This is a genomic window from Limnospira sp. (assembly GCF_051859755.1).
GTDB classification, from domain to species: domain Bacteria; phylum Cyanobacteriota; class Cyanobacteriia; order Cyanobacteriales; family Microcoleaceae; genus Limnospira; species Limnospira fusiformis.
Genome location: NZ_JBIMLI010000146.1, coordinates 1 through 12252, shown reverse-complemented (window position 1 = coordinate 12252; position 12252 = coordinate 1). Strand labels below are relative to the sequence as shown.

General features: G+C 45.7%; 11 protein-coding genes, 1 tRNA gene and 1 other RNA gene. 6 read left to right on the top strand and 7 right to left on the bottom strand.

Translation table 11 applies throughout. The features are described from left to right. Nucleotides 1–56 precede the first annotated feature (56 nt). Entirely contained in the window at nucleotides 57–599 is a 543-nt protein-coding gene (locus tag ACTIE0_RS19930) for a DUF1176 domain-containing protein (RefSeq protein WP_006624032.1), read from the top strand. Between the two features lie 138 nt (nucleotides 600–737). Here ACTIE0_RS19930 and fba read toward each other — a convergent pair whose 3' ends face one another. The 4 genes from fba to ACTIE0_RS19910 form a co-directional block, all read right to left on the bottom strand. Continuing rightward, nucleotides 738–1817, bottom strand: coding sequence for a class II fructose-bisphosphate aldolase (gene fba, locus ACTIE0_RS19925; RefSeq protein ID WP_006624033.1), 1080 nt, complete (start codon nucleotides 1815–1817; stop codon nucleotides 738–740). Between the two features lie 355 nt (nucleotides 1818–2172). Further along, nucleotides 2173–2244, bottom strand: a tRNA-Lys gene (locus tag ACTIE0_RS19920). A 71-nt stretch (nucleotides 2245–2315) separates the two neighbouring features. Further along, entirely contained in the window at nucleotides 2316–3206 is an 891-nt protein-coding gene (locus ACTIE0_RS19915; RefSeq protein ID WP_006624034.1) for an aldose epimerase family protein, read from the bottom strand. A gap of 189 nt (nucleotides 3207–3395) precedes the next feature. Beyond that, nucleotides 3396–5351, bottom strand: a complete 1956-nt coding sequence (locus ACTIE0_RS19910; protein WP_006669363.1) for a CapA family protein — start codon at nucleotides 5349–5351, stop codon at nucleotides 3396–3398. A gap of 249 nt (nucleotides 5352–5600) precedes the next feature. Between ACTIE0_RS19910 and ACTIE0_RS19905 the strand changes: the two genes are divergently transcribed. After that, entirely contained in the window at nucleotides 5601–5912 is a 312-nt protein-coding gene (locus ACTIE0_RS19905) for a DUF6679 family protein (RefSeq protein WP_035760090.1), read from the top strand. Nucleotides 5913–5921: 9 nt separating this feature from the next. Here the strand turns inward: ACTIE0_RS19905 and ACTIE0_RS19900 are convergent, their stop codons facing one another. The 3 genes from ACTIE0_RS19900 to ACTIE0_RS19890 form a co-directional block, all read right to left on the bottom strand. Continuing rightward, the gene (locus tag ACTIE0_RS19900) at nucleotides 5922–7532 is read right to left on the bottom strand and encodes an MBL fold metallo-hydrolase (protein WP_187758264.1); all 1611 of its coding nucleotides are present in this window, start codon (nucleotides 7530–7532) and stop codon (nucleotides 5922–5924) included. Between the two features lie 562 nt (nucleotides 7533–8094). After that, nucleotides 8095–8934: a 2OG-Fe(II) oxygenase gene (locus ACTIE0_RS19895; protein WP_006624039.1), complete on the bottom strand. Its 840-nt coding sequence runs from the start codon at nucleotides 8932–8934 to the stop codon at nucleotides 8095–8097. Between the two features lie 101 nt (nucleotides 8935–9035). Next, nucleotides 9036–9854 carry a 2OG-Fe(II) oxygenase gene (locus ACTIE0_RS19890; protein WP_006624040.1) on the bottom strand — a complete coding sequence of 273 codons (819 nt, stop codon included), beginning with the start codon at nucleotides 9852–9854 and terminating at the stop codon, nucleotides 9036–9038. A 127-nt stretch (nucleotides 9855–9981) separates the two neighbouring features. Between ACTIE0_RS19890 and ACTIE0_RS19885 the strand changes: the two genes are divergently transcribed. The 4 genes from ACTIE0_RS19885 (at nucleotide 9982) to ACTIE0_RS19870 (ending at nucleotide 12124) form a co-directional block, all read left to right on the top strand. After that, entirely contained in the window at nucleotides 9982–11313 is a 1332-nt protein-coding gene (locus tag ACTIE0_RS19885; protein WP_006624041.1) for a DUF3370 domain-containing protein, read from the top strand. Nucleotides 11314–11321: 8 nt separating this feature from the next. After that, the gene (locus ACTIE0_RS19880; protein WP_006624042.1) at nucleotides 11322–11588 is read left to right on the top strand and encodes a YciI family protein; all 267 of its coding nucleotides are present in this window, start codon (nucleotides 11322–11324) and stop codon (nucleotides 11586–11588) included. Nucleotides 11589–11613: 25 nt separating this feature from the next. Continuing rightward, nucleotides 11614–11710, top strand: an RNA gene (gene ffs, locus ACTIE0_RS19875) — signal recognition particle sRNA small type. Nucleotides 11711–11755: 45 nt separating this feature from the next. Further along, nucleotides 11756–12124 carry a phasin family protein gene (locus tag ACTIE0_RS19870; protein WP_006624043.1) on the top strand — a complete coding sequence of 123 codons (369 nt, stop codon included), beginning with the start codon at nucleotides 11756–11758 and terminating at the stop codon, nucleotides 12122–12124. Nucleotides 12125–12252: the final 128 nt, after the last annotated feature.

The following is a 12252-nucleotide window of genomic DNA, read 5'->3' as shown; positions in this document are numbered from 1 at the left end:
AAGGTCTCGCACCATACTTGGTATTATACCGTATTGCCGTCAAATGTTAACCTAATTTGAGATTAAATCATGCTCCAGAAGCGATCGACGAAGACCTTGAGCAAGGTGATCCTTTTTTTCGGGTTCCTGAGTCCATAATGCAGTATTTTTACAGCAATCGTGACCAATTAACCCTTTGTCCCGGTGGTACTTCTTTCCCCTTTCAAGTCGGTTCCTTTGCTTATCCTTTGGGAACTCAGGGATATTTGGTACAATTACTCTGCTTTCAAACAGCCTACCAAAATAATTATAATTTCTTTGTCTATCGAGAAACTAATCAGGGTGTTAAGGTCTCGCGGGTTAAATTACCATCATTTGAAATCAACTCTAGTGGTCAAAGGGTAGAAACTCAGATTGATGAGGTCGTCGGTTTGGTTGATTATGACCCTATTCAGGGTGTTTTAACTGTCTTTACCAAATATCGGGGTATAGGAGATTGTGGATCTTTTGCTAAATATCAATGGGATCAAGTCGATTTTAAGGCGATCGAATATCGAGAAAAGTCTGATTGTGATGGTAATTTTGTCGAGCCAGAAAATTACCCCCAAATTTATCCCTAATCTCCTCTATAATCCCTTTTGATGAATTCACCCTCTCCTATCAACCTGTTTCTCGAACCTCCTCAAAAAATAAAACCCGGCATAAAACCGGGTTAAATTAATTATTTAAAAACCCATCTCTGAGTTAACATAAGTTAACTACACAGCCACAGCTTTTTTAGAAGTTGCACTCAAAGCACCACTAGCATATTTAGCCGCGAACTCGTCGAGAGTTTGAACTTTAATCTTGTCAGCATTACCAGCAGTTCCGAACTGTTGATAGCGATCGGCGCAAACCTTCTGCATATACTTGATAGAAGGCTTCATGAAGTGGCGGGGGTCAAAGTTAGAAGGATCTTTAGCCGCAGCTTCACGAATAGCAGCAGTAATCGCCAAACGGTTGTCAGTATCAATGTTCACTTTCCGAACACCACTCTTGATACCTTTCTGGATTTCTTCAACCGGAACACCGTAAGTTTCAGGAATTTGACCACCGTATTGGTTGATCAAAGCAATCAGATCTTCGGGAACAGAAGAAGAACCGTGCATCACCAAGTGGGTATTTGGTAAACGGCGGTGGATTTCTTCAATGCGGCTGATTGCCAAAATTTCCCCAGTCGGTTTACGGGAGAACTTATAAGCACCGTGGCTAGTTCCAATGGCTACAGCCAAAGCATCAACCTGAGTACGTTCTACAAATTCAACCGCTTGATCGGGGTCGGTCAGCAATTGGTCGCGAGTCAGGACACCTTCCGCGCCGTGACCATCTTCCTTGTCACCCATACCAGTTTCCAGAGAACCCAAGCAACCCAGTTCGCCTTCTACACTCACACCAATGGAGTGAGCTACATTAACCACTTCAGCAGTTACCCGCACATTGTACTCGAAATCAGAGGGGGTCTTGGCATCAGCTTCCAGAGACCCATCCATCATCACACTGGTAAAGCCATGACGCATTGCAGAATAGCAAGTGGCGGGGGAATTTCCATGATCCTGGTGCATAGCCACAGGGATATGAGGATAGGTTTCCACCGCCGCCAAGATCAGGTGGCGCAGGAAGTTTTCACCAGCATAAGAGCGAGCACCACGAGATGCTTGCAGGATCACGGGGCTGTTGGTTTCATGAGCAGCTTGCATGATCGATTGGATCTGCTCCATGTTGTTAACGTTGTAGGCCGGGATGCCATAATCATTCTCAGCAGCATGATCTAGCAGCAACCGCATCGGTACTATCGCCATAAAGTCTCCTCCTAAGTCTTCTTAATCTCTAATTGAGGTTTTGATTAAAACAATCTTAAAACAATTTTACGATTTATGCCTAATTGTATCAAGTTATGTTTACTGAACTACCCGAGGCTGAATCTCAAACTACAGCCTGGGCTTCCTACCCACCAAACCGAGTATAGCAGTTTTTCCTCGCTATTTACTGCCCTGTCAGGTGTATCCATCATACCATCAACGATGAATCTGTCAATTTTCCGCCCATCGTAGCTGGCTTACCGCCGCCCCCCCCTCAGTGGAAAGCGACTAATCCCGACGCTCCCCTATCGGCGCGGAGCTAATTACGCAATTATCACTGGAAACACAGTGCGAATGGGTCGCCCGGGACTCGAACCCGGAACTAATCGGTTAAAAGCCGAGTACTCTACCATTGAGTTAGCGACCCTCGTGAGTGGTTTTTGTAATCTCACACAGTTTTCTATAGTAGCATAGCTAATTTTGGTTGTCAAACATTTTTTATAAAAAAGTTGCCATAAGGTAAACTACCATCTCGCAACTGGTTCCCGGCTTTAGGTGAGTTAGCAGTTTTCCGGTGTTCATAGCGTTTCTCGGTGCAGTCCAAGGTTCGAGACAAACATAATCCTTACCCTTGACGGTCCAAAAGACTACACGGGAATAAGCTGCACTGTAGTTGAGGGATAATCTTAAATTGCGACTTAAATCAGTCATGGTCGCTCCTAATCCGGTCAAAGGCCCAAAAATCCCATCGATTTCTTCGACATTAGGATCAAAGTAACCTCGAAAATCGTGGAGACTCTGGGTGGGTTGGTCCCAATACTGCATGGCTGGAATGTGAAAACGCAGTTGACTTTTATCTGGGACCCAGAAATAAGGATGTAAACCGGCTGAAAAAGGCATGGACTCAGGGGGCATACTGTTCACTAACCCTGATAGATTAGTGTAACGCTGGAAAATCTCTAGTCCGTTTCCCTTGAGGGTATAGGTAAACTCTAATTCAAAGTCAAAGGGATATAGCGATCGCGTTTCCTCATTGCTAGTTAACCCTAGAGTAATGGAGGCGGCGTTGGTTTCGTCTTGTTTTCTTACGCTCCAGGGTAAATCACGAGCAAAGCCATGCTGTTTTAGCCCATATTCCCGGTCTTGGTGAGTATAACTATTATCGGGTAAATTTCCACAGATGGGAAACAGAATCGGAATACCACCCCGGACGGTCAAACTGGGGTCAGCAAACCTTTCCTCATCCATATATAGCAGTTCTTCACCTTTAACTGACCAGCGAGTAATTAACCCACCCCTTTCCGGTACTACCTCCAGACAGGACTCTGCCTTATGGTCACATAGGGTATAGGTCTTATATTGTTTTTGGTTAAGTGCGATCGCAAACACAGTAATTTATTCTTCCTTGGGAATTTAGTAGAGTTTGTCGGGTGCCGTCACACAGTGATAATTTTCATGATCTTCCTCGGAGAAACCCCATCCCGCAAGTGGAGTGGGGCTGTTGACGAAACACGACAAATGACATGGGGTGACGCACGCTGACATTGTTGAAAGTTTTAGATCCTGACCAATAAACCTCTAACACCCTAGTTGAGGAAGACGAATAGCCTCACCACTATGAGCCAGAGGAGAAACCCTATCGGTTTTAGCGATCGACTGATCACATTTAGCTTGGCGGTGAGACCCGGCTGTTAAATAGCCGGAAATTTCCGACTGGGAATCATTGTAGCTGCCTTCTGAAGTTCTCGCTTCAGGTTGAGGGAGAGAAATAAAAGGTTCGGTAATAAAAGGAGTTTTGATAAAAGGCTGCAACTGCTTGGACTCCCCAGAAGTTTCCGACCATGGGGTTGTCGGCTGATCAGCATCAACGGAAGATTCACTATCCGCATCATCTAAGATAATAGTAGTTGATTCTTCATTCCTCGATAACCCAGGGGACAAAGTTTCCTGATGTACTTCAGGAGTAGTTATAGCATCACTCAAAGCGGGTTCAGTAGAACGAGCCTTCAGGACTACCTGGTACGGCATCGGCTGATCAAAAATCCGGGAAATGCGCTCAATATGGCGTAAAGTAGCCTTGGCGCTTTCCCCTTGCATTACACGAGCCTGATATCCTCGCACCTCAACGGGTAAAAATTCCACCTTCATTTTCCGATTTTGCTTTAGTGAAACCCTTAAAATGGCTGTATCGTAATCACTGCGATTGTTACCACCAAAAATAAAATTTCCCAAGGAATAAACAATTGGTCTGCCTTTATATATCTCGGCACCCTGAAGAACCTGGGGATGATGTCCAATCACCACATCGGCTCCCTGGTCAATGGTATAGCGACCCAGATCAATTTGCCAATCTCCGGGATAATCAGAAAGTTCAACTCCCCAGTGATAATTAACAATTACCCAGTCTACCTGGTCACGCACAGCTTTAATATCTGCGGCGATCTGTTCATTATCACGAGAGTTAGTTCCCGCCCGATTTTCCCCGGCCGCATTCAAATCAGCATCATAATAGCCAAAATAAGCGATCCGCTGTCCTTTTACCTCAATAATTTTCGGTCGTCGCGCTTCGACGATATCCCGCCCTGCTCCGATCGCATGAATACCGGCTTGCTGCAAGGTTTCCAGAGTTTCCACCAGTCCCGCTTCTTCGTAATCCATGATATGGTTATTGGCTAAATTGACCAGATCGATGCCACCTTCTGTTAATACCTTAACTGCTTCTGGATCAGCTTTAAAATTAAATTGTCGATTAGGGCGAGCGAGGGTTGCTCTCGTCAGAGGATTTTCCAAGTTCACCATAGCTAGATCCGCATCCCGATATTCCTGTAGTTCGGAAAAAGCCCAACTATAATTATCACCAACTTTCTGAGCAAAGGAACCAGCCAGGTTGACATCTCCCCCAAACATTAATGTTACGGTAGGGTCCTCTGGATTTAATACATTTTCATGTTGAATCACGGGGATAGTTTCTAAAGCTGCCCGCACCTGATTAGGTCTAGTGACTGGGGGAGATGTCATCGCTACCTGACCCGACTGCCTCCGCTCGTCTCGACGGGAATAGGTCATAGCTTGAGCATCCCGACCAATTACCTCATAATAACTCACCCAACATCCCAGAACTAAAGTAGCGGTTACTGAGGTCATTAGCAGCAAGGTCCGCAGGGTTTTAAAGTCCAGGCGAGTCCCTTTTCGTCTATGGAAATGTTGACGCGCGGCGGGTGTGACAATACGAACGGACTGGTTCCACAGGATATCTGGTTCACCCATGAAGCGACCGGCAATTTTTACCCCCAAGACCTGGGGAGAGTTCAGCTTCCACAGGACATGACAAATATATTTAATAATTCTCTCGGCGATCGGTTCTTGTTGAAACTCCACCAGCACCTGCAAACATCCTTTGCGATCGGGGATGACCCGCGCCTGTATCCCCTGGGGGGCTAGGTAGCTATTAATCAGATAGGCGATCGCCCGAAAATCACCCGATCGCGCGAGGTCAAATACTGTAGGTTGGGATAAATTTTGTGCGTAAACCATAATTGAGATCTTTTTCCGGCTAGATTAATAACTTCCCGCCTCCGCATGGATCGGAGTGATACCGAAATTTGTGATTACACTGTATAATAATAAGCAATGATGCGCTATTAATAAAATTACACAGATGGGATTCAGTCAAACATCAGGTACAATAAGCGCGCATGGATGACTTATAATCATCCCCATCAGACCAACGCCTTAATATGGCGATTTGACCTAGCCAGCGAACTTCTCAGGATTAAGTTAAAAATGCTACATCGCAAGATCTATCAACTTTGTTGTGATGGCCGCGAAGTCTGCATCTTTTTGCGGGACCAGCAAAGGTGGATCGAAAAAGCCCATATTCTTGATATCGAGGGGGATTTGGTCACGCTGCGCTACGAAACAGAAGAAGATGACGAAGTGTCTTCTTGGGAAGAAATCGTGCGCCTCGAGAGCATCGGATCTATTAGTCAAAAGTTGGCATCAGTTCCCCGTGGCTATTTCGAGCTACAGGTATCTGATGAATGTCCAGAAGCCGAGCAACTGCGTAACCCTTCCACCGACTCCGATCGCGAATAGTCCCTTCTGTTACTGGTCTCGGGGGGCTAACGGCTCAAACACCGGACAGTAACCCTCTGGGGTGACTTTAAAGCCATATAAAGCCGAAACTGGGTTCCAACAACGCCCGCTTCGGTAATATTGGCAATTCCCGCAACAGTCTAAGTCTGATGGCATTGTGCGATCGCTCTGACTGCTGAGAAATTCCCGCTGGGAAATTCCCCGCAAAACTAACTCTTCCCCCTGCCATCTGGCCTCCACAATTCCCGTATCTGCAAAGGTAGACCACCGTGGATCGACAGACAAAGCATTGGGTAGGGTAATATTTAACTCGGTAGCCGACTCGGTTAACTCCCCCTGATAATGGGTTTCTGGGAGGGTCGGTTGTAGAAAAGTCTCCCCAATGGGTAATGGGACCTGTGCGCCTGCTGCTGGGTAATGCAATTGGTAGCGGTTCCGCAATTCGTCTAAATTGGTTAAATCCGCTAAATAAATAGGAGAACCATGCACAAAAATCACGTGCTGGGGTCGCAGGTTATGAATCAGTTGGGTAGTTCCTGGACCGTCGCAATGTTCGGCCAGAAAATAGCTTTCTAACAAAATTTCTCCAGAATTGACCAAGGTTGATATTTCCCTGGTGTGTCCGGGAGTTTCTGATAAAAATAACGTCCACAACCGAGGACGATAGCGCAAATACTGTTCAATATCCGTCTCGTCATCTACAATCACAATACAGGGGGATTGCTCCAGTTCTGGCAACAATTCGGGGGAGAGGCGACGGACACGAGGCTTGATTCGCTCATCCCAAAATAGTGGCTGATGTTGGGCAAAGTTCTGTATATTCGCTGGGAAGTGGGGTAGCAGTTCCAAATATATATCGCACCCGGTTTGGACTTGGCCATCAACCCAAATGTCAATATCCCTACCTGTGAAGTAGTGGTGGGAACGCAGTAGCATTAATAATTCCTGACCTAACCCTAATGCTGGGGTGGGAATTAGTACGGAATAACCAGAGGCGATCGCTCGATAAATTCTTTCGGCTAGTTGGTTTTCTAATTGGCGGCGGTGGGGATAGCGTGCAGTTCCATAGCTCCCTTCCAAAATTAGCACATCCGGCTTGAGTCCCCGCAACTCCCCTAGGGGTAGACCCTCCACTAATCGAGAATTGGATAGGAAAAAATCCCCCGTATAAAATAACTTGTAGGTGCGATTCGGTGCATTATATTTCAGCAGCATACAAGTCGCGCCGGGCAGGTGACCAGCAGGAAATAGGGTGATGCTTAGTCCTTCCTTCAGTCGGACTTCTGTTCGCAGCGGTAGGGGTTGGCAAAATTTCGGCATTTGCCCTGATGACAGTTCCTCTGGCCAGTTGATGGGTAACAATTGGCTAGTAACATCACTGGCATAAATTGGTAACTCTGGACAGCTTTCATGTAGTGCCAACAAACCCCTAACATGATCCGCATGAGCATGGGAACAAATCACCAAGTCAGCTATAGATGCTTGGGAAGATGTTAGCAGTGGGGAAATATCCCGCAAACCACAATCAAGCAAAATGTGATGGGGCCCCATGCGTAACAACAAACATACCCCATCATTTTCGTGTCCAACACTATAGGGAAAACACTCGAGATCAATCACGGTGATTTGAAATAATTGTCGGATGCGTGCTAAGACAATGTTAAGAAGTATCTCACATTTTAATCTTAAATTGTGGGAACCTGCTATGTCCATTTTTGATTGTGGCGTGGTACGGCGATCGCATTATCGGGCGCATTATCGGGCGGGTTGTCGGGTGCGTTGTCGGGCGGGTTTACTAGGCTAACCCCTGTGAACCGAACACGCTACGGCGGAACCCGCCCCTACCATGGCGTGGTGCTGGTTATCGGGTGGGTTCTGGGGCGGGTTTACTAGGCTAACCCCTGTGAACCGAACACGCTACGGCGGAACCCGCCCCTACCATAACTTTCTCTCAGGCGATCGCATCGTGAATTTTATTTTTGTAACAAAATGTTAAGAAATGTTGCAAAAAATTTTTTTTGGGGGGGGTAGGTTGCTTTTGCTTGTGACTTCTGTTATTATTTCAAATAATGGGAATATTTGCAATTTTAAAATTTACGCAAATTATCGATTATTAAAAAAGATTATGTCAATACTATAGCATCAGTTTCCGTATATTGTCAACCCCCCCTATAGGGTTATTTTAACGGTGAATCCAACCATTAATGGTAAATCGGCTATCCTCGAACCTCCCAGAAGGACAGAAAACTGGGAGAACTTCGTGTTTCATGCGACTATCAAAAAAGATGATACTGTTATGGCGAGGTTCCACTGTAACAAACTGTTCACCAATCGTATAACCATCACCATTAATGTAGGTGGGATAAATCCTTAAATCTCCACCATAGAAGGCTTTTGGCTGTTCATAGAAATAGTAGACGTATGTTAAAACTCGATTGGCAATTTTTTCGCCATCCATGTCTTGATGGATATAATAATAATCTCCATGGTTATGGGCTGTCATTTGCATTTCCACCCAGGAAACCAAAAAAGTCGGTAAGTTAAGTTGGGCTAAGATTTGCGGTCTAATTTGCAGAATTTTATGTCTGATTTTGTTGTAGTATTCATCAAAGTTTTGCACCAGTAAAACCGAAGATTTGCGGGTATTTTCTTCCTTGTTGGCGACTCCAGACGGGAAAAACTTATCATGATTTTGGAAGGCTATCTTAAAGGTTTCTGCTTGTTCTTCGGGTGATAAAAAGTTGTCAACCTGGATAAAGTTGGCTTCTAATAACCTAGGGGTGTCTGTGGTGCTAGTCTCAGCAACTTCGGGATCATCATTAGAATTTTGGGGGCGATTTAATTGATGATAGACACCAGAGATATCCAAAATTTTTAAGGCTATTTCGACTCTTTCAGATAGAGATATTTCAGAACTATTTAGGGCGTTTTCGACTAAAGTTAGAGAATCTGATAATAAATTATCTAGGCGTTTTTCTGAGGCGATCGCTTTATTGAGGAGAGGGGGTAACTGGTCATTCACAACTTATTTAATCCTCCGATTGGCTGGCATTTTATTTACTACTAATTAATCTGGAATTGCTGAACGCTTATAGATAAAAACTCAACCAGGTTTTTGATGTGTTAGTCTTCCCCCCGCCGCAGCCAACCGTTTAGGGTAAAACGACCGTCTTTAAAGTTGGGGGAATTACAACTAACAGGGATGACCTCGTGTTTGCAACGGCTATCAAAAAACACGATACTATTATTAATGGGTTCAATAGTCTTAAAGGTCTCTTTGTTGTAGGCGACACCATTGCGTAACTCGGTTTCATAAAGTCGCAGTTGTCCGCCCGTAAAGGCCTTGGGTTCGTCATAAAAATAATAGACATAAGTGATGGTGCGAGTTTTGGTTTTGGCACTACTAGAGTCATTATGAATCTTATAATATCCACCATTGTGGTGGGCGGTTAGCTGCATTTCCACTTCTGCGACGGTAAAAGGGGGATGTTTCAACTGAGATAATACCTGCGGTAAAGTTTCTAAAATGCGACCTTTCATAAATTTATAGTATTCGGGGAACTTAGTCGCATATAGAATCGACGATTCTCGGTAGTTGACAGCCCCGGTTGTAGTTGTGGATGCCACAAATTGGTCAGCGGAAGCGATCGCTATTTGTAAAGCCTGTTTATTTTCTGAGGGAGACAAGAAATTTTCCATCTGAACATAACTACCCAAAACTAGGGGAGAGTCGGGGATATTAACATTAACAGATGGTAAAGTTTGACGGAGATCACTCCCCGTCGCTTCCAGGATTTTCAGAGCGATCGCCGCCCGGTCTAAAGGGGAAACTTCCCGGTCTTGTAACAGAGACTCTAACACATCAATAGACCGATCCACTAATCTTTGTAGTCGTGGTGATGTGACATTTAAAGATTTCCGATTTAAGCGATCGCCATTCATAGTCTTACCATAGCACGAACATTAGCCCTCAACTTGCCAAAAAAGTTGTCCTACCATACACAAAGTATTTGACAATCAGTATAATCCATAAGTTAACATTCTCAATTATCCAGATTACCATCACTCTATGCTACCACTAGCGATCGCTCCCCTAATCCTGTCAGTCACCCCCCCGCCGCCAGTAGTCATCACCCGACCCCAAGAAGTGCGTCCCCTTCCTGGTCAACTAGATAATATTCCAGTGTTCAATAGCAATAGCCCGGAAGTTGTACCAGTCGAGGGTATCTTACTATCAACCTTTCCCCCCGAAGGTAAAACCCAAACCAATGCCCATCTTAACTTTCCCTTTGACGGTAGGTTCGACATTTTTGCCCATCATATCGCTCGACCTACCGACCCCGAAGACTTACGCACCCTATATCTGGGCTTATTAGCTTACAACCCCACCAGCGAACCGGTCACCTTAGAGATATTACAAGCAGCCAGCTATCTCAGCCAACCAGACGCACCATTTATCCCCTTACCCCCCGTATTAGACAACAATGATGGGACAGTATTTGCAGGTCCAGGAAGTCGAGTCATGGGGGAGATTTTGCGAGTAGGGGGACAGTCATCACCTCCCGACCAAGTAATCATTCCACCACAGCAGTTTCAGATGGTCTTTAAAGCCCCTATTCCGGTAAAAACATTAGAACCACCTCTCAATGGGCGATCGCTTCTTATGCGGCTCCAGAGTAGCGGTGCAGTGCATATAGCTAGTCTAGCTCAATTTGCCATCCAAAACCCCGACGGTAGCGAATCTAGCCCCGCCCTAGAATCATGGGTAGAATTATTGCAGAATGGTTCTCTAGTAACTCCCCGCGACCTAGCGCCCACCCCCCCGAATAGTCCAGAGAACATCATTTATGGTCGAGTTGCTGGAGTCGCCCTAGGTTCAGTCTGGAAAGCCGAGATAACTAACCTAACCATTCCCGAACCCGGTCAAGCCATTTCCTATATTTTCAGTTCCCTACCTGGAGGTAAATTAGGAACCAACCAAAACCAAAGCGCCCCCATGGTAGTTCGTTATGAGGATACCGCCTATCAAGCCCATGGGAACTATGGCATTCAATATAGCCTAACCCTAGACTTATCCAATCCCACCAATACCCCTAAAACCGTAGTCCTCACCATGGAAACCCCCCTCAAAAGTAATGAACTCACCGACGGGGGAGTGCAATTTTTCGAGGAACCTCCCAGCCGGGTATTTTTCAGAGGAACAGTGCGTTTCCGCTATACTGATGATTCGGGAACTACAGTTAGCCGATACTTTCACCTAGTCCAAAACCGAGGACAAAAGGGGGAACCTTTGATTGAATTAGACATTCAACCCCGAACACGGCGACAGGTGGAATTTGACTTTCTGTATCCCCCAGACGCGAGTCCGCCCCAAGTGTTAACGATTAAAACATTAGATTAATCACGATTATGCCTTGGTTTGCCAAAATTGAAACCGGAATTGTCGAAAAGGCGGTTTTTGATCAATATGTCCCCGCCCATATCGAGTATGTCAAGCAGTTGGCTGCTAAAGGACATCAAGCGCGCAGCGGCTATTGGGTCCGGCGAGGTGGCGGAATGTTGCTTTTTGAGGCTGAGTCTATGGCCGCCGCCCAAGCTATTGTGGCTGATGACCCTCTGGTGGTTAATAATTGCGTGACTTACGAAATTTTTGAGTGGTGTGTGGTTGCACCGTGAATTTCTGTGTTATAATAAATTTTGTGGCCTGGACCTATGCGGTCAGAACGCCTAAATCTTGTCAGGACCGGAAGGTAGCAGCAACACGGGATGCTTCTGATAGGCGTGGAATCCGGGTCACTCCCATTTTTAACTTCCCCTAATTATTGCCTGGAGAGTTTTTCCCTATGCCCGGTTTTGGAGATTTAGTCCAAAAAGCAGTTTACCTTGGGGTTGGTTTGGCTTCCTACGCCGGGGAAAAGGCGGGGAATAAACTGGCTGAGTTACAGGTAGAAGCCCAAAAATTAGCAGATGAACTGGTGAAACGTGGCGAAATGACGACGGAAGAAGCCCGCCGTTTTGTTGACGATGCTCTCCGACAAGCACAAGAACCAGGCGCTGATTATAATCCTACACCACCTCAGTCGGCGCAACCTCGTCGCATCGAAATTATTGATGATGAGGAAGAAGCGCCGGCGAGTGATGATAATATTGAAGACTTGCGCGATCAGGTTGATAAACTCAAGGATGAGTTGCGTAATTTGGAAAATGATTGATTTAATTTATCCAGAAGTGCGATCGCTCTGTGTAAGATGGGTTTATCCTTGACACGGCAAAAATTCGGGAGTTTGGTAGCTCCGTCTTTTTAAAGCGGGGCGGAAAAACGACTCGGCGGCTTTAGCCG